The sequence below is a fragment of the Streptomyces sp. NPDC056479 genome, from assembly GCF_042795335.1.
GTDB lineage: Bacteria > Actinomycetota > Actinomycetes > Streptomycetales > Streptomycetaceae > Streptomyces.
The window spans coordinates 429,779-446,718 of sequence record NZ_JBHTRZ010000008.1; the positions used below are offsets into that span (position 1 = coordinate 429,779).

General features: G+C 69.6%; 15 protein-coding genes. All 15 read right to left on the reverse strand.

The genetic code is table 11. The features are described from left to right. Positions 1 to 62: 62 nt before the first annotated feature. The gene (locus ACFQ6S_RS30970; RefSeq protein WP_383416944.1) at positions 63 to 1,241 is read right to left on the reverse strand and encodes a DivIVA domain-containing protein; all 1,179 of its coding nucleotides are present in this window, start codon (positions 1,239 to 1,241) and stop codon (positions 63 to 65) included. Positions 1,242 to 1,296: 55 nt separating this feature from the next. Continuing rightward, on the reverse strand, positions 1,297 to 1,584 hold the full coding sequence (locus ACFQ6S_RS30975) for a YggT family protein (protein ID WP_383416947.1): 288 nt from the start codon (positions 1,582 to 1,584) through the stop codon (positions 1,297 to 1,299). Between the two features lie 58 nt (positions 1,585 to 1,642). Next, positions 1,643 to 2,284 carry a cell division protein SepF gene (locus tag ACFQ6S_RS30980; protein WP_383416950.1) on the reverse strand — a complete coding sequence of 214 codons (642 nt, stop codon included), beginning with the start codon at positions 2,282 to 2,284 and terminating at the stop codon, positions 1,643 to 1,645. 125 nt (positions 2,285 to 2,409) lie between these two features. Then, positions 2,410 to 3,129, reverse strand: coding sequence for a YggS family pyridoxal phosphate-dependent enzyme (locus tag ACFQ6S_RS30985; RefSeq protein ID WP_383416953.1), 720 nt, complete (start codon positions 3,127 to 3,129; stop codon positions 2,410 to 2,412). Positions 3,130 to 3,135: 6 nt separating this feature from the next. Further along, a complete protein-coding gene (gene pgeF / locus ACFQ6S_RS30990) occupies positions 3,136 to 3,864 on the reverse strand; it encodes a peptidoglycan editing factor PgeF (RefSeq protein ID WP_383416956.1) in 729 nt (242 codons plus the stop codon). Between the two features lie 10 nt (positions 3,865 to 3,874). Further along, positions 3,875 to 5,071 carry a cell division protein FtsZ gene (gene ftsZ / locus ACFQ6S_RS30995; protein ID WP_383416958.1) on the reverse strand — a complete coding sequence of 399 codons (1,197 nt, stop codon included), beginning with the start codon at positions 5,069 to 5,071 and terminating at the stop codon, positions 3,875 to 3,877. 287 nt (positions 5,072 to 5,358) lie between these two features. Next, the gene (locus ACFQ6S_RS31000) at positions 5,359 to 6,156 is read right to left on the reverse strand and encodes a cell division protein FtsQ/DivIB (RefSeq protein WP_383416961.1); all 798 of its coding nucleotides are present in this window, start codon (positions 6,154 to 6,156) and stop codon (positions 5,359 to 5,361) included. Positions 6,157 to 6,182: 26 nt separating this feature from the next. Continuing rightward, on the reverse strand, positions 6,183 to 7,274 hold the full coding sequence (gene murG, locus ACFQ6S_RS31005) for an undecaprenyldiphospho-muramoylpentapeptide beta-N-acetylglucosaminyltransferase (RefSeq protein ID WP_383416964.1): 1,092 nt from the start codon (positions 7,272 to 7,274) through the stop codon (positions 6,183 to 6,185). A gap of 6 nt (positions 7,275 to 7,280) precedes the next feature. After that, the gene (gene ftsW, locus ACFQ6S_RS31010; RefSeq protein ID WP_383416967.1) at positions 7,281 to 8,642 is read right to left on the reverse strand and encodes a putative lipid II flippase FtsW; all 1,362 of its coding nucleotides are present in this window, start codon (positions 8,640 to 8,642) and stop codon (positions 7,281 to 7,283) included. A gap of 103 nt (positions 8,643 to 8,745) precedes the next feature. Continuing rightward, on the reverse strand, positions 8,746 to 10,170 hold the full coding sequence (gene murD, locus ACFQ6S_RS31015) for a UDP-N-acetylmuramoyl-L-alanine--D-glutamate ligase (protein ID WP_383416970.1): 1,425 nt from the start codon (positions 10,168 to 10,170) through the stop codon (positions 8,746 to 8,748). Next, complete coding sequence (gene mraY / locus ACFQ6S_RS31020) at positions 10,152 to 11,225, reverse strand: phospho-N-acetylmuramoyl-pentapeptide-transferase (RefSeq protein ID WP_383416973.1); 1,074 nt, start codon at positions 11,223 to 11,225, stop codon at positions 10,152 to 10,154. Before mraY ends, murD begins: the two co-directional genes overlap by 19 nt. Beyond that, positions 11,222 to 12,628, reverse strand: coding sequence for a UDP-N-acetylmuramoyl-tripeptide--D-alanyl-D-alanine ligase (gene murF, locus ACFQ6S_RS31025; protein WP_383416976.1), 1,407 nt, complete (start codon positions 12,626 to 12,628; stop codon positions 11,222 to 11,224). Before murF ends, mraY begins: the two co-directional genes overlap by 4 nt. Before the next feature lie 4 nt (positions 12,629 to 12,632). Then, positions 12,633 to 14,162 carry a UDP-N-acetylmuramoyl-L-alanyl-D-glutamate--2,6-diaminopimelate ligase gene (locus ACFQ6S_RS31030; protein WP_383416979.1) on the reverse strand — a complete coding sequence of 510 codons (1,530 nt, stop codon included), beginning with the start codon at positions 14,160 to 14,162 and terminating at the stop codon, positions 12,633 to 12,635. Between the two features lie 172 nt (positions 14,163 to 14,334). Next, a complete protein-coding gene (locus ACFQ6S_RS31035; protein ID WP_383416982.1) occupies positions 14,335 to 16,299 on the reverse strand; it encodes a peptidoglycan D,D-transpeptidase FtsI family protein in 1,965 nt (654 codons plus the stop codon). Between the two features lie 5 nt (positions 16,300 to 16,304). Continuing rightward, positions 16,305 to 16,907 (reverse strand): septum formation initiator family protein, encoded by a 603-nt coding sequence (locus ACFQ6S_RS31040; RefSeq protein WP_383416985.1) that lies wholly within the window; start codon positions 16,905 to 16,907, stop codon positions 16,305 to 16,307. Between the last annotated feature and the right edge of the window lie 33 nt (positions 16,908 to 16,940).

Sequence of the window (16,940 nt, forward strand, 5' to 3'; positions counted from 1 at the left end):
CCGGATCGAAATCCGGGGCCCCGCCCTGAACGCTGCCGACGCCTGAGGCGTACTACCAACCGTCAGTTGTCGTCCTCGTCGATGAGGAACCCGCGCATCGGCGACGGGGCCTGACCCATGGGGCCCGGACCCTGCGGCCGGACCGGAGCCATCGGCTGGGTCATCGCCGGGGACATCTGCTGCTGACCGCCGTAGGACGGAGCAGCCGGGGACGGGGCGCCGCCCATCGTCTGGCCGCCACCGTAGGACGGGGCGCTCGCGCCGGCCGGTGCCATGGAGGGCGCCGGGGACGGCGGGAGAGACGCGGCGGCCGGGTTGCGCGGCGGGGCGAGCGAGTCGTCCGCCTGGGTCTCCAGCTGGCGCAGCTGGGACTCGAGGTAGGACTTCAGCCGCGTGCGGTACTCGCGCTCGAAGCCACGCAGGTCCTCGACCTTGCGCTCCAGCGTGGCGCGGGCGGACTCCAGGGAGCCCATCGCGACGCGGTGCTTCTCCTGCGCGTCCCGCTCCAGGGCGTCGGCCTTGGCACGGGCATCACGCTCAAGACCCTCGGCACGCGAACGCGCTTCGCCGACGATCTTGTTGGCCTCGGAACGGGCCTCGGCGATCGCCTGGTCGGCGGTCTGCTGCGCGAGCGACAGAACGCGCGCGGCGCTGTCGCCGCCGGGGCCGCCCTGACCGGGACCGCCCATCGGGCCACCCATAGGACCGCCCATGGGGCCGCCCATCTGCTGCATGGGGGGCTGGCCCATCGGCCCCGGACCCTGGCCCATCGGACCGGGACCCTGATGGCCACCCTGACCGCCGGGACCGGCGGGCAGCTGCGGGGCACCGCTCGGCAGCTGGGGCGGACCACCCATGGGGCCACCCATCTGCTGCTGCGGCGGGCCCGATATGCCGGCGGGTACGGGAGCCCCGGGACCGCGCATGCCCTGCTGGGGCATACCGCCCTGCTGAGGCATTCCGCCCTGGGGCATGCCGCCCTGCTGGGGCATGCCGCCCTGCTGCTGGTCCTGCGGACCGCCGGGACCCTCCGGAGGCTTGCGCATGTTCTGCTGGTTCTGGGCAGCAGCACGCGTGGCCGCGGCCAGCTTGGCGCGCAGGTCCTCGTTCTCGCGGAGCAGGCGCGTCAGTTCGGCTTCGACCTCATCGAGGAAGGCATCGACCTCGTCCTCGTCATAGCCTTCTCGGAGGCGGACGGTCGTGAACTGCTTGTTCCGCACGTCCTCGGGGGTCAACGGCATCTCTTCACCTCAACGTAGTCGTCGGCAGTCGGCAAGACCGTATCTGTCACATCGTTCACATCGCGCTCCGTACAACGGTGATCAGGATGTAGACGATGATCATCAGTACGAAGAAGGACAGGTCGAGCGCCACGCCCCCGAGACGCAGCGGCGGGATGAACCGCCGCAGAAGCTTCAACGGTGGATCAGTGACAGTGTAGGTGGCCTCAAGAACGACCACCATCGGCTTGCCGGGTTGCCATGAGCGGGCGAACTGGAAGACGTAGTCCATGACCAACCGGAAGATGAGCACGATGAGGAACACCATCAGCGCGATATAGAGAACTTGCATGACCACGCTCATGACTGGTGCTTCCCTCTCCCCTGTTCCCAGTTCCGTGCTGTTCTTCCGGTGGTGCGTCTCAGCTCTGGTTGAAGAACCCGCCCTCTGCGATGCGGGCCTTGTCCTCCGCCGTGACATCGACGTTAGCAGGAGACAACAGGAACACCTTCTGGGTCACCCGCTCGATGCTGCCGTGAAGACCAAACACCAAACCGGCCGCAAAGTCGACAAGTCGCTTCGCGTCTGTGTCATCCATCTCAGTCAGATTCATGATCACCGGGGTGCCTTCACGGAAGTGTTCCCCGATGGTACGGGCCTCGTTGTAGGTCCGCGGGTGAAGTGTGGTGATCCGGTACGGCTCTCGTTCAGACACGACCTTGGGCATGATCACCGGTGCGTTCTTCTCCAGGCTTGCGCGTTCTTGTGTGATGGACGCCACGGGCGCAATACGCGCCGGGCGGCCGGATTCCGCGGGTAGCGAAGTCGCACGAGCCAGCGGTTCGCGCTGCGCGGGCGGCTGAACGATTCGCACGTCTTCGTCCCTTTGGGACTGATGTGCACTGTGTGACTGATGCGACGGCTCGTGCCGTCGGTGGTCCCGCTCGGGCTCCGGGTCCAGTTCGGGCTCGAAGTCGTCATCGGGGTCGAACCCCCGGCCGTCGTACCCATCGTCCTCCACGAGGCCGAGGTAGACCGCCATCTTGCGCATCGCGCCGGCCATGCTCTGAGTCCTCCGCTCTGTGGTGGATCGGCGACTGCCAAGTGCCTGTGATCCACACGGTCGTTACGCCCGCCTTTCGGCGACATTGACCATATTTTCTGCTGTGGTCCGACTTCTTGGCGACGTTACCGGAGGCTGGGGCGGACTCCGAGTACCGCAGTGCCGACGCGCACATGTGTCGCACCCGCCGCCACCGCCTCTTCGAGATCCGCACTCATTCCTGCCGACACCATGTTCGCAGCCGGATGGCCCCGGCGCAGGTCCGTCGACAAATCCATCAACCGCTCGAACGCCGCCTGTTGGCGCCCCGCGTACTCCCCGGCGAGCGGAGCGACGGTCATCAGCCCGTCGAGCCGCAGCCCCGGAGCCGACGCGACGACGTCGGCCAACTCTTCGATGCCTCCGGGCGCCACGCCGCCCCTCTCGCCCCGCTCGCTCGCTCCCGCGTCCAGGGCCACCTGGAGGAGGCAGCCCAGCTCACGCTCCTGCCGCACGGCCTCCTTCGACAGGGCCGTCACCAGCTTGGAACGGTCGACGGACTGCACGAGACCCGCGTAACCGACCACGGATCGCACCTTGTTGGTCTGCAGCTGGCCGACGAAGTGCCAGACGAGGGGCAGATCCGAGCAGACGGCGGCCTTCGGTGCCGCGTCCTGGTCGCGGTTCTCGGCGACGTGGCGCACACCGAGCTCCGACAGGATCCGTACATCGCTCGCCGGGTAGGTCTTGGTGACCACGATGAGGGTCACCTCCTCGCGCTTGCGCCCGGCGGCGGTGCACGCGGCGGCGATTCGTTCCTCCACCCTCGCCAGGTTTGCGGCGATTTCGCCCTTGCGGTCCGTCATGCTCTCTCAGTCCAACCAGACATATCCCGCGAGTCGCCCTGTGGTGCGCTCGCGGCGGTACGAGAAGTGATCGCTCGACTCCAGGGTGCACACCGGGGACTGTGCCCGGTCGTGCACTCCGAGGCGCGCGAGTTGGGCGTGCACACCGGCGACCACGTCCACCGCGGGCGTGCCCCAACTCGTCTCGGCGTACGCCGTCGGCTCCACGGCGGCCACCTCGGCGCGCATCGCCTCCGGCACCTCGTAGCACCGGCCGCAGACGGCCGGGCCGGTGCGGGCGACGATCCGGGCCGGGTCGGCGCCGAGTTCGGTCATCGCGCGTAGCGCGGCCGGGACGACCCCGGCGATCATGCCGGGCCGTCCCGCGTGGGCCGCCGCGGCGATCCCGGCGACCGGGTCGGCCAGCAGGACCGGCACACAGTCGGCCGTGAGAACGGCGAGGGCGAGACCCCGCCGCGCCGTGACGATCGCGTCGACTTCGGGCACCGGACGATCCCGCCACGGTTCGTCGACCACGACGACGTCGTCGCCATGCACCTGGTTCATCCAGACGACGTCGCCCGGAGCGAGCCCGAGCGACTTGGCGGCCAGCTCGCGGTTGGTCCGTACCGTCTCGGGGTCGTCGCCGACCGCACCGCCGAGGTTGAGCTCCTCATACGGAGCGGCGCTCACCCCGCCCCACCGGTCGGTGAAAGCGAAGTGCGCGCCGCTCACGGTGTCGCGCTGTCCTATCACGTCTGAAGGATCACTTAAGGAAGTCCGGGACGTCCAGTTCCTCGGCCGCGCTGTCGGCGTAGCTCCGCGACGGCGGGACCGGCGGGGCGACCGGGATGTCGGCCACCGGCTCGGGCGCGGGCTCCGGCTCCTCCTTCGGCGTGACGCTTCCGAGCGAGCCGAAGGACGGGCGGCTCTCGGGCTGCCGTACCGGAGTGGGCTCCTCGCGGCGGGCCGAGGACGAGGTGGAGCCGAGGACGGTGTCCCGGCGGGCCGGCGGCTGGCCGCCGTCGAAGCCGGCCGCGATCACCGTGACCCGGACCTCGTCGCCGAGGGCGTCGTCGATGACGGCGCCGAAGATGATGTTGGCCTCGGGGTGGGCGGCCTCGCTGACCAGCTGGGCGGCCTCGTTGATCTCGAACAGACCGAGGTCCGAGCCACCGGAGATGGAGAGCAGCACGCCCCGGGCGCCGTCGATGGAGGCTTCCAGCAGCGGCGAGGAGATCGCCATCTCGGCCGCGGCCACCGCGCGGTCGTCGCCGCGGGCCGAGCCGATGCCCATCAGCGCCGAACCGGCCTCGGACATGACCGACTTGACGTCGGCGAAGTCGAGGTTGATGAGGCCAGGGGTGGTGATGAGGTCGGTGATGCCCTGGACACCCGAGAGGAGGACCTGGTCGGCCGACTTGAAGGCGTCGAGGACCGAGACCTGGCGGTCCGAGATGGACAGCAGCCGGTCGTTCGGGATGACGATGAGGGTGTCGACCTCTTCGCGGAGCTCGGCGATGCCGTCCTCGGCCTGGTTGGCGCGGCGCCGTCCCTCGAAGGTGAACGGCCGCGTGACCACACCGATGGTGAGGGCACCCAGGGAGCGGGCGATGTTGGCCACGACGGGCGCGCCGCCGGTGCCGGTGCCGCCGCCTTCACCGGCCGTCACGAAGACCATGTCGGCCCCCTTGAGGACCTCCTCGATCTCCTCGCGGTGGTCCTCGGCGGCCTTGCGGCCGACGGCCGGGTTGGCTCCGGCGCCGAGTCCGCGGGTGAGTTCGCGGCCGACGTCGAGCTTGACGTCGGCGTCGCTCATCAACAGCGCCTGCGCGTCAGTGTTGATGGCGATGAACTCGACACCCTTGAGACCGACCTCGATCATCCGGTTGATGGCATTGACACCACCGCCGCCGACACCGATGACTTTGATGACTGCGAGGTAGTTCTGCGGTGCTGCCACGTCGAAGGCCTCTCGCCTCGAGTTACGGGTCGTCGGAACGCGGGGAGCGATGTGCTTCGCGAACCGGCGACTGATGCCGAATGGGACGGTCCGTAGCGCCGACCCGAACCCTAACCCTGAAGTTTAGGGTTACCAGTGTGTCTGTTCCTTGAAGTCTTCTGAACAGGACACTAAGTCGACAAGTGGCGCACGTTCAACGAACACGCCGAACCTCCCGTTTTTCTTTTCACCCTATGTGATCAGCCATGTCGCTGCCCAACCAGGGTGCTGGCCTGCGCGAATGTGCGTCAACTCCCTGCTGACGCAGGGGCGGTGGGAACGCTCACGTCGAAGTGCCGAGCATCCGGCGAGGCTTTCATGAGAGCGTTGAGTGCGCGAGCTTTCGCGGCGCCCTTCTCCCCGCTTCCCCAGTCGACGGTCGTGCCACCGCTCAACACCAGCGAGATGTCGTCGTAGGAACGGACCTTGACGACCTGGGTGCCTCGCGCGACGGCGGCCGGAAGGGCGTCGGCGACCCGCACGGCCTCGCGCACCAGACGGGCCTCGCCGAAACGACGCAGGCTCGCGGCGGCGGAGCTCGACCGGGACACCGTCAATTCCAGTGACGGAACGCCTTTCGGGGCCGCAGAAACCGTGGCGAAACGGACACCTTCATCGTCTACTTCGATGAACTTTCCGCCGTTTTGAACGACCAGAACCGGAGTACGCTCCATCACTTTCAGGCTGATTCCATGAGGCCAGGAGCGGACGACGTCGACCTCGTCAATTCGCGGCAATTTCCGGCCCAGTCGGGCTTCAATCGCACCGGTGTCGACGGAAATCAGCGGTGCCCCGACGGGGACGTCGGCCGCCTCGAGGACCTGCTCCGGCGTCAGAACCCGGGTCCCGGCGACCGATACGCGCTCGACGCGCAGCCATTGGGAGCCGTAGAGCGCCCAGACGGTGCCGGCGCCGAGGAGTACGAGGACCCCGAGAAGAATGATCATCGTACGAAGACGGCGCAGTCTCAACCTCCGCCGGGCGAGGGGCGGGTCGGACGACTCCTGCTGGCGTTCACCGCGCTCGGCGGTCGTCGGTCCGGCCACGCTCCCTGCCCTCCGTCATACGGTTCCTAACGGCGCTGCGAGGCGATCGCCTCGTACACCATGCCGACGAGCAGGTCGTCGGCGTCCCGGCGGCCGAACTCGGCGGCGGCGCGGGACATCTCGTACAGCCGGTGCGGGTCGGCGAGCACGGGCAGGACATTCGTCCGCACCCAGTCGGGCGTCAGTTCCGCGTCGTCGACGAGCAGTCCGCCGCCGGCCTTGACCACCGGCTGGGCGTTCAGCCGCTGTTCGCCGTTGCCGATGGGCAGCGGGACATAGGCGGCCGGGAGTCCGACGGCGGAGAGTTCGGCGACGGTCATCGCGCCCGCGCGGCAGAGCATCATGTCGGCCGCGGCGTACGCGAGGTCCATCCGGTCCACGTACGGTACCGGGATGTACGGGGGCATTCCCGGCATCTGCTGCACCTGCGGCAGTTCGTTCTTCGGACCGACCGCGTGCAGGATCTGGATCCCGGCCTGCTGGAGCCAGGGCGCGACCTGCTGGACGACCTCGTTGAGGCGGCGGGCGCCCTGCGAGCCGCCGGAGACCAGCAGCGTCGGCAGGTTCGGGTCGAGCCCGAACATCGCGCGGGCCTCGGGGCGGGCGGCGGCCCGGTCGAGGGTGGCGATGGTGCGGCGCAGCGGGATGCCGATGTAACGCGCGTTGCGCAGCTTGCTGTCCGGCGTGGAGACGGCGACCTGGCTGGCGTATCGCGAACCGATCTTGTTGGCCAGGCCCGGACGGGCGTTGGCCTCGTGGATGATGATCGGCACGCCCAGGCGCTTGGCGGCCAGGTAGCCGGGCAGGGCGACATAGCCGCCGAAGCCGACGACGGCGTCCGCCTTGGTCCGCTCCAGGATCTGCTCGGTCGCCTTGATCGTGCCGCGCAGCCGGCCCGGGACGGTGATCAGTTCGGGGGTGGGCTTGCGCGGCAGCGGTACCGCCGGGATCAGCGCGAGCTCATAACCCCGCTGTGGAACGAGCTTGGTCTCCAGGCCGCGTTCCGTGCCCAGGGCCGTGATCCCCACGGTCGGATCCTGCCTGCGCAGGGCGTCCGCGAGGGCGAGCGCGGGCTCGATGTGGCCGGCGGTCCCCCCACCGGCGAGTACGACATGCACCGAAATTCACCGCTCTCCGGACGAGCGCGCCACCGAGGCACGCCGTCGCATCGTGTTCCATCTCCGAGGCCCCCGGTCTCGCGCGGCGCCTCCCGCACGCTTTCTACCAAAGCGGGGTTGCCGCACGGAAAGCGCTGCCCGCGCAGAGGGCTCGTCGCGTGCGAAGGCGATCAGCAGCCCGATGGCGAACATGGTCGGCAGCAGGGCTGACCCTCCGTATGAGAACAGCGGGAGGGGGACCCCGGCGATCGGCAGCAGACCGAGCACCGCACCGATGTTGATCACTGCTTGCGCGGTGATCCAGGTGGTCACGCCTCCCGCGGCATACCTCACGAAGGGGTCCTCCGTGCGTCCGGCCACGCGGATACCCGCATAGCCTAGAGCCGCGAAGAGGGCGAGCACCGACAGCGTCCCTGACAGGCCCAGTTCCTCACCGGTGACGGCGAAGATGAAGTCGGTATGGGCTTCGGGGAGTTGGCCCCATTTCTCCACACTCGCACCCAGCCCGGAACCGAAAATTCCGCCGGAGGCGAGCGCGTAGATGCCGTGCACGGCCTGCCAGCAGTCGACGGCGCCGCTGCGCGGTTCGGTGGCACCGAGGCACTGGAGGCGGGCCATCCGGTTCGCGCTGGTCTTGATCAGCACCAGGCCGATCAGACCGGCGACCGACAGCACGCCCACGAACAGCCGGGTCGGCGCCCCCGCCAGCCACAACAGGCCGAACAGGATCGCCGACAGGATGATCGCCGTACCCATGTCACCGCCGAGCATGATCAGCCCGAGCAGCATGAAGGCGACCGGCACCAGCGGCACCAGCATGTGCTTCCACTGGGTCAGCAGCTTCTTGTCATGTTTGCGGGCCATCAGGTCGGCGCCCCACAGCACCAGCGCGAGCTTGCCGAACTCACTGGGCTGGATCTGAAAGGAGCCGCCGAGGGCGATCCAGTTCTGGTTGCCGTTGACCGCGACTCCTATCCCGGGCACCTGCACCAGCGCCATCAGGAAGACGGCGCCCGCGATGATCGGGTAGGCCAGCGCACGGTGCAGCTTCACCGGCATGCGCGAGGCCACGAACATCAGCACGCTGCCGATCACGGCCGCCAGGAGCTGCTTGCGGAAGAAGTACGACCCCGGCTTGGACAGCTGGAGCGCGGTGATCTGTGAGGCCGAGTAGACCATCACCAGACCGAGCACCGTGATCAGCAGACTGCCGCCGAGGATGAGGTAGTACGCGGTCAGCGGCCGGTCCCAGGCTCGCTGCAGACGCGTGTGGAGCCGTCGTACGGCGTTCTCGCGCGACGGCCCCGGAGTGACGGGCCGGCGAACGGCTCGCTGAACGGGCGGCCGTCCTGTACGGCTACCGGGCATCGGCGCTCACCGCTTCGCCGTGGGCGTACGAACCGTCCGGCCACATCCGAGTCACGCGTCCCTCCAAGGGTCCCGAAGCACCCGCTGTGGCCGAGACCCGCCGTCAGGCGCCCGCGCCGAGTTCGCGAACCGCCTCCGCGAACGCGTCACCGCGCTGGTTGTAGTTGGCGAACATGTCCATCGAGGCACAAGCAGGTGCCAAGAGCACCGTGTCTCCGGCAACAGCGAGTCGCCGGGCCTCCTGGACTGCCGCGAGCATCGCCCCAGTGTCGGTCCGGTCGAGGTCGACGACGGGTACTTCCGGCGCGTGTCGCGCCAGGGCTTCACGGATCAGGCCACGATCGGCGCCGATCAGGACGACCGCGCGCAGCCGCTCGGCCGACTTGGCGACCAGCTCCTCGAAGACGGCACCCTTGGCGAGCCCGCCCGCGATCCACACGATGGACTCGTACGCAGCCAACGACGCTTCCGCCGCGTGCGTGTTGGTGGCCTTGGAGTCGTCGACGTACGCGACCCCGTCCACGTCCGCCACGTGCGCGATGCGGTGGGCGTCCGGCGTGAAGGCACGCAGCCCGTCCCGTACGGCCGTGGGGGGCACCCCGTAGGCGCGGGCGAGGGCCGCCGCCGCAAGGGCGTTGGCGATGTTGTGCGGGGCCGGCGGGTTGACGTCGGAGACCTCGGCGAGCTCCTGGGCGCTCTTCTGCCGGTTCTCGACGAATGCGCGGTCGACGAGGATGCCGTCGACGACACCGAGTTGGGACGGGGCCGGGGCGCCCAGCGTGAAGCCGATGGCCCGGCAGCCCTCCTCGACGTCCGCCTCGCGCACCAGGTCCTCGGTGGCCTTGTCGGCGACGTTGTAGACACAGGCGACGTGATTGCCCTCGTAGATACGGCCCTTGTCGGCGGCGTACGCCTCCATGGAGCCGTGCCAGTCGAGGTGGTCGGGCGCGAGGTTGAGCACGGCGGCCGAGTGGGCGCGCAGCGAAGGCGCCCAGTGGAGCTGGTAGCTGGACAACTCGACGGCGAGGACGTCGTACTGCTCCTCGCCGAGCACCGCGTCGAGCAGCGAGACGCCGATGTTGCCTACGGCGGCGGTGCGCAGGCCCGCCGCCTTGAGGATCGAGGCCAGCATCTGGACGGTCGTGGTCTTGCCGTTGGTGCCGGTGACGGCGAGCCAGGGCGCGGCGTCGGGGCCGCGCAGCCGCCAGGCGAGCTCGACGTCGCCCCAGATCTCGAGGCCCGCTTCCCGGGCCGCCGCGAAGAGCGGCTTGTCCGGCTTCCAGCCGGGCGCGGTGACGATCAGTTCGGTGCCTTCGGGCAGGGTCGCCCCGTCGCCGAGGCGGACGGTGATACCGAGCGCCTCCAGTTCCGCGGCCTGGGCACGCGCGCTTGCGTCGTCGCCGTCGTTGACGACGGTGATCTTCGCGCCGAGGCCGTGCAGCACCTTGGCCGCCGGGATCCCGGAGACGCCGAGCCCGGCGACGGTGACGTTCTTCCCCTGCCAGTCGGTCACTTGTCCGCTGCCCATCCCGCGTAGAAGAGGCCCAGTCCGACGATCACACAGATGCCCTGAATGATCCAGAAGCGGACCACTACGAGCACTTCTGACCAGCCCTTGAGTTCGAAGTGGTGCTGGAGTGGCGCCATGCGGAAGACGCGCTTCCCGGTGAGCCGGAAGGAGCCGACCTGGATGACCACCGACATGGTGATCAGCACGAACAGGCCGCCGAGGATGGCGAGCAGCAGCTCGGTGCGCGAGCAGATGGCGAGACCGGCCAGCGCGCCGCCGAGGGCCAGTGAACCGGTGTCGCCCATGAAGATCTTGGCGGGCGAGGTGTTCCACCACAGGAAGCCGAGGCAGGCGCCCATCAGCGCCGAGGAGACGACGGCGAGGTCGAGTGGATCTCGTACCTCGTAACAGGCGCCCGGGTTGGTCAGCGTCTGCGCGTTGGCGCAGGACTCCTGGAACTGCCACACGCCGATGAAGGTGTAGGCGCCGAAGACCAGCACGGAGGCGCCGGTGGCGAGGCCGTCCAGACCGTCCGTCAGGTTCACGCCGTTCGACATGGCGAGGATCATGAACAGCGCCCAGACCACGAACAGCACCGGGCCGATGGACCAGCCGAAGTCCTGCACGAAGGAGAGCTTCGTGGACGCCGGGGTGTTGCCACGGTTGTCCGCGAACTGGAGCGAGAGCACCGCGAAGGCGATACCGCCGAACAGCTGGCCGGCCATCTTGGCCTTGGCCCGCAGACCCAGCGAGCGGCGCTTGACGATCTTGATGTAGTCGTCCAGGAAGCCGACCAGGCCCATGCCGGCCATCAGCCCGATGACCAGGACGCCGGAGAACGTCGGCGGCTTGCCGGTGATCAGCTTGGACAGGAAGTACGCGGCGATCGTCGCCAGGATGAAGGCGATACCGCCCATCGTCGGCGTACCGCGCTTGGCATGGTGCTCGCGCGGGCCGTCGTCACGGATGTACTGGCCGTAGCCCTTGCGGGCCAGCAGCTTGATCAGCAGCGGAGTGCCGATCAGGGTCAGGAAGAGGCCAATGACTCCTGAGAACAGGATCTGATTCATCATCGGGCGGCAACCTCACCCTCGGTACCGCCCGCGAGCAGCGCCTCGGCGACGCCCTCCAGACCGACAGAACGGGACGCCTTCACGAGCACGACGTCCCCTGGGCGCAACTCGCTGCGCAACAGGTCGACCGCCGCCTGTGCGTCGGACACGTGCACCGACTCCTCACCCCACGAACCCTCGTTATATGCGCCCAGTTGCAGCCAGGACGCTTCCCTGCCCCCGACCGCGACGAGCTTGCCGACATTGAGCCGGACGGCGAGCCGTCCGACCGCGTCGTGCTCGGCGAGCGCCTCGTCCCCGAGCTCGGCCATCTTGCCGAGCACCGCCCACGTGCGACGTCCCTTGCCCATGGCCGCCAGCGCCCTGAGGGCGGCCCGCATGGACTCGGGGTTCGCGTTGTAGGCGTCGTTGACGACGGTCACGCCGTCCGGGCGCTCAGTGACCTCCATACGCCAGCGGGAGAGGGAGCCCGCCTCGGAGAGCGCTGTGGCGATCTCACTTGCGGACATGCCCAGCTCATGGGCGACGGCGGCCGCGGCGAGCGCGTTCGACACGTGGTGCTCACCGTACAGGCGCATGGTCACATCGCTGCACCCGGAGGGTGTGTGAAGCATGAAGGAAGGCTGTCCGCTGTCCGTGAGTCGCACGTTCTCGGCGCGAACGTCCGCTTCGCCGGACTCTCCGAAAAGGATCACCTTCGCCTTCGTACGGGACGCCATGGCCCGTACGAGGGGATCGTCGGCGTTGAGGATGGCCGCGCCGTCCTCCGGAAGGCTCTCCACCAGCTCGCCCTTGGCCTGTGCGATCTGCTCACGGCCGCCGAACTCGCCGATGTGGGCGGTGCCGACGTTGAGCACGAGGCCGATCTTCGGGGGCGTCAGATCGGTGAGGTAGCGGATGTGGCCGATACCCCGGGCGCCCATCTCCAGGACGAGGAACCCCGTCTCGTCGGTGGCGCTGAGGGCGGTGAGCGGCAGTCCGATCTCGTTGTTGAACGAGCCCGGCGTCCAGACGGTAGGTGCCTTGCGCTGGAGCACCTGGGCGATCAGGTCCTTGGTGCTGGTCTTGCCCGCCGAGCCGGTCAGGGCCACGAGGGTCGCGCCGAGCCGCTGGACCACATGCCGGGCGAGGGCGCCGAGGGCCTTCTGGACGTCCGCCACGACGATCGTGGGGACACCCGCGGGACGCGAGCCCAGGACGGCTACCGCGCCGGCCGCCACGACGGCCTCGGCGAAGTCGTGGCCGTCCACGCGCTCACCGACGAAGGCGACGAAGAGGCTGCCGGGTTCCACCTCACGGGAGTCCCGGACGACGGATCCGGTGACCTGGACCGACGGATCCGGTATGTCGTGCGTCTGCCCGCCGACGACTTCTGCGATCTCGGCGAGAGAGAGGGCGATCACAAGTTCATCCCTGGGTCTTCTGGATAGCTTCGCGAAGTACCTGGCGGTCGTCGAAGGGACGGACCACTCCGGCGATGTCCTGGCCCTGCTCATGGCCCTTGCCCGCGACCAGCACGGTGTCCCCGGGCTGTGCGCGCGCGACGGCGGCGGCGATCGCGGCGGCCCGGTCCTCGAAGACCTGGACCTCGCCACGCTCGTGTACCGGCACGGACGCCGCGCCCTGGAGCATGGTTGCAAGGATCGCGAGGGGGTCCTCGGAGCGGGGGTTGTCGGAGGTCAGTACGGCGGTGTCGGCGAGCCGCGCCGCGGCGGCGCCCATCGGCTCCCGCTTGGTCTTGTCGCGGTCCCCTCCGCAGCCGAGCACCACGTGCACCTTGCCCTCGGTGACCTTGCGCAGCGCCTTGAGGACCGACTCGACGGCGTCGGTCTTGTGGGCGTAGTCCACGACCGCGAGATACGGCTGCCCGGCGTCCACGCGCTCCAGGCGGCCCGGCACACCCGGCACGGCGGCGACGCCGTCGGCGGCGGTCTGGGCGTCGAGGCCGGCGGCGGCCAGGGCGGTGATGGCGGCGAGGGTGTTCGCCACGTTGAAGGGACCCGGCAGCGGCGAAGTGGCGGCGATCCGCTCGCCCTTGGGGCCGATCACCGTGAACGTGGCGTCCATCGGTCCGACCTGGACGTCCTCGGCGCGCCAGTCGGCGTCGGGGTGGCCCTCGGCGGAGAAGGTGACGACCGGGACGGTGGCCTCCTCGGCGAGCCTGCGGCCGTACTCGTCGTCGAGGTTGACGACGCCGAGTCTGCTGCGGTTCGGCGTGAACAGCTGCGCCTTGGCCCCGAAGTAGTCCTCCATGTCGGAGTGGAACTCCATGTGCTCCGGGCTGAGGTTGGTGAACACGGCGATGTCGAAGACGCAGCCGTCGACCCGGCCGAGGACCAGCGCGTGGCTGGAGACCTCCATGGCGACCGCGTCGACGCCGCGTTCGCGCATGACGGCGAACAGGGCCTGCAGGTCGGTCGCTTCGGGCGTGGTGCGCTCGGACTTGATGCGCTCGTCGCCGATGCGCATCTCGACGGTGCCGATCAGGCCGGTCGACCTGAGGGTCTTCAGGCCGCCCTCGACGAGGTAGGCGGTGGTGGTCTTGCCGGAGGTGCCGGTGATGCCGATCTGGAGCAGATCGCGGCCGGGATGGCCGTAGATCGTGGCCGCCAGTTCGCCCATCTGCCCGCGCGGGTCCTCGACGACCAGGACCGGCAGGCCGGTCTCCGCGGCGCGTTCGGCGCCGGTCGGGTCGGTCAGCACCGCGGCCGCGCCGAGGCCGGCGGCCTGCGTGACGAAGTCGGCGCCGTGCAGGCGGGCGCCCGGGAGGGCGGCGTACAGGTCGCCGGGGCGGACGGCGCGCGAGTCATGGGTGATGCCCGTGACCTCGGCGGAGCCGTAGGTGCCCGCAGGCGCGGGGGCACCCAGCTGGTCGGCGAGCTCCGCGAGGGGTGTGGCGGAGACCTGGGCCGGCCTGGGCGGTCCCGGATATGTCACGGGGTGCCCCTTCTGGGTGGTTTGGGACTGATCAGCGTGTGGCACGGCGGTGAGCGTACCGGGCGCACCGGCATGAGAGCGAAGTGAGGGGCGGGGCTCGCCCTGGTTCCCGGAGTCGGGGGTGATCGTTGTCACGAGGTGGTTCCTGGCTGCTCGGTGCTGATCAGGGGGGTCAGGGTTTGTAGGCGACCGGGAGCTTGGCGGCCTTGGCCCCGGTCGGCGGGACCTGGAGGGTCTTCAGCGCGAACTCCATCACCTGCTTGTAGATCGGGCCACAGATCTGGCCGCCGAAGTAGTTGCCCTGGGTGGCGTTCTGGATGGCGCAGTAGACCGTGACCCTGGGGTTGTCGGCGGGCGCGAAGCCGGCGAACGACGACGTGTAGCCGCGGTACTTCCCGGTGGCCGGATCCACGCGGTTCGCCGTACCCGTCTTGCCCGCGACTCGGTAGCCGGGGATGCGCGCCTTGGTGCCGGTGCCCTCCCGGTCGTCCACGACCGACTCCAGCATCTGGGCGAGGGTTCTCGCCGTCCCGGCGCTGACGACCCGCGTCTTCTTGGGCTTCGCCGTCTCGGTGAACTGCCCGTCGGGCCCCTCGGTCCCGCGCACGAGCGTGGGTTCGATCCGTACGCCGCCGTTGGCGATGGTCGAGTAGATCGAGGCCGCCTGCAGCGCGTTGAGGGACAGGCCCTGGCCGAAAGGAATCGTGTACTGCTGCGACGTCGACCACTTGTCCGGGGCGGCCAGGATGCCGCGCGTCTCGCCGGGGAAGCCGAGGCCGGTGTAGCTGCCGAGACCGAACTTGCGCAGGTAGTCGTAGAGGACCTTGTTGGACGACGGCTGGGTCTTGCCGAGCTGGCCGGTGGCGAGGATGGTGCCGATGTTGCTGGACTTGGCGAGCACGCCGTTGAGCGTGAGGTACCAGGTGTCGTGGTCGATGTCGTCCTTGAAGAGCCGGTCGCCGCGGTGCAGCCGGTTGGGCACGATGACATGCGTGCCGGGCGAGGCCACGCCCTCCTCCAGTACGGCGGCCATCGACATGACCTTCGCGGTGGAGCCGGGCTCGTAGGCGTCCTGGAGGGCCGCGTTGCCCATGTTGGCGCTGCTGGCCTCGGAGAGGTCGTTCGGGTCGAAGCCGGGTGAGTTGGCCATGGCGAGGATCTCGCCGGTGCGGGTGTCCTGGACGATCACGTAGCCGCGGTCCGCCCGGGACTCCTCCACCTGCTTGGTGATCGCGTTCTGCGCGGCCCACTGGATGTCGCGGTCGATGGTGAGCTCGACGTCGCTGCCGGGCACGGCGGGCGTCTCGGTGGAGCCCACGGTGGGGACCTGACGGCCGCCGGACTGGGCGTAGCGGATCTCACCGTCCTTGCCGGACAGCTCCTTGTTCAGCTGCTGCTCGATCCCGCCGCCGCCCTTGCCGTCCGCGTTGACCCAGCCCAGTATCCCGGCGGCGAGATCGCCGTTCGGGTACACGCGCTTGCTGCTGGCGACGGACAGGACGCCCCCGAGGACGTTGACCGTGCCCTTGTCCGTCTCGGCCTTGGTGGCCAGCGCGCTCTTCAGGTCCTTGATCTGCTTCCAGACCTGCGGGGTCTGGCGGCTGGCCAGCAGGGTGTAGCGCAGGTTCTTGTTCGCGGGCCGGAGCTTCTTGGCGATCGCCTCCTGCTCCTGGCCGAGGATCGGCGCGAGGAGGGCGGCCGCCTGCTCGGGGCCGTCGTCGATCTTCAGCTGCTCGCGGGAGAAGAGCGTGGGGTCCGCGGTGATGTCGTACGCGTCCACGCTGGCCGCGAGCGCCACGCCGTTGCGGTCGGTGATACCGCCGCGCTCGGCGGCCAGGGTGTATCCGACGTAGCGGTTCTTCTGGGCCTTGGCGGCATAGGTGCTCGCGTCGACGCCCTGCACCTGGAGCAGCCGTACGACGAAGGCGCTCAGGACGAGGGTCAGGGCCAGGCCGACCATCCGCAGCCGGGGACGCGGACTGCCGAGCCGGAGGGTGCCGGTGGCACCGGGGCGGGGTCGTGCCGGGCGGCGGGCCGGGCGTGCGCCGGGACCCGGGCGCCGCTGGGCACCGCCGCCGGAGCGGGCGGGCTTGGCGGGTCCGGGCACGCGGCGGCGCGGCGGTTCCCTGTCGGACACTTCCGTCACCTGCCGGGGGTCGGGTACGTGGAGGACTGGGCGGACGGGGCGGACTGCTGGACGGGGGGCGCGTACTCGGGCGCGGACCGGGAGGTGCCCTGGGTGGCCGTGGGCTGGGACGCGTCCGGCGTGGTCGCGGCGGCCGGCGTGGTGGACGTCGGGCTGGGCGCCGTCGCTGTCGCGGGCTCGCCTGCGAGGGCTTCGGGGGCGAGGACGAGAGGGCTGCGCCCGAGGAGCTGCCCGGTGGGCGCGGCACTGGGGACGCCCTTGACCGTGCCGTCCGGGTTCAGGAAGGCGGGGTCACCGCCCGGGACCATGCCCAGTTCACGGGCCCGGCGCTGGAGGGCGTCGGGTGCGGAGTAGGCGTCGATGTCCCGCTGGAGGGACTGTTCCTCGTCGGTGAGGGACTTCGTCTCCCGCTTGATGTCGTCGAGTTGGAACGCGCCCTCGCTGAGAGCCGAGTTCAGCACGAGGAGCCCGATGAGGCCGCCTCCGAGCAGCAGGACGACGAGGAGGACGAAGGGGGCACGGGCGGCCTGCCCGGCGCCCGGGGGGAAGAGCCGCGCGAGCCGGGCGGCCCGCCCCCTCAGTTCGGGTTTCCTACTCACTCACCCTCCCCAGAGTCCGGTTCTCCAACTCAC

Coding starts and splice junctions, on each gene's coding strand:
- ACFQ6S_RS30970 (WP_383416944.1), bottom strand. CDS start 1,241: ATGCCGTTGACCCCCGAGGACGTGCGGAACAAGCAGTTCACGACCGTC.
- ACFQ6S_RS30975 (WP_383416947.1), bottom strand. CDS start 1,584: ATGAGCGTGGTCATGCAAGTTCTCTATATCGCGCTGATGGTGTTCCTC.
- ACFQ6S_RS30980 (WP_383416950.1), bottom strand. CDS start 2,284: ATGGCCGGCGCGATGCGCAAGATGGCGGTCTACCTCGGCCTCGTGGAG.
- ACFQ6S_RS30985 (WP_383416953.1), bottom strand. CDS start 3,129: ATGACGGACCGCAAGGGCGAAATCGCCGCAAACCTGGCGAGGGTGGAG.
- ftsW (WP_383416967.1), bottom strand. CDS start 8,642: ATGCCCGGTAGCCGTACAGGACGGCCGCCCGTTCAGCGAGCCGTTCGC.
- murD (WP_383416970.1), bottom strand. CDS start 10,170: ATGGGCAGCGGACAAGTGACCGACTGGCAGGGGAAGAACGTCACCGTC.
- mraY (WP_383416973.1), bottom strand. CDS start 11,225: ATGATGAATCAGATCCTGTTCTCAGGAGTCATTGGCCTCTTCCTGACC.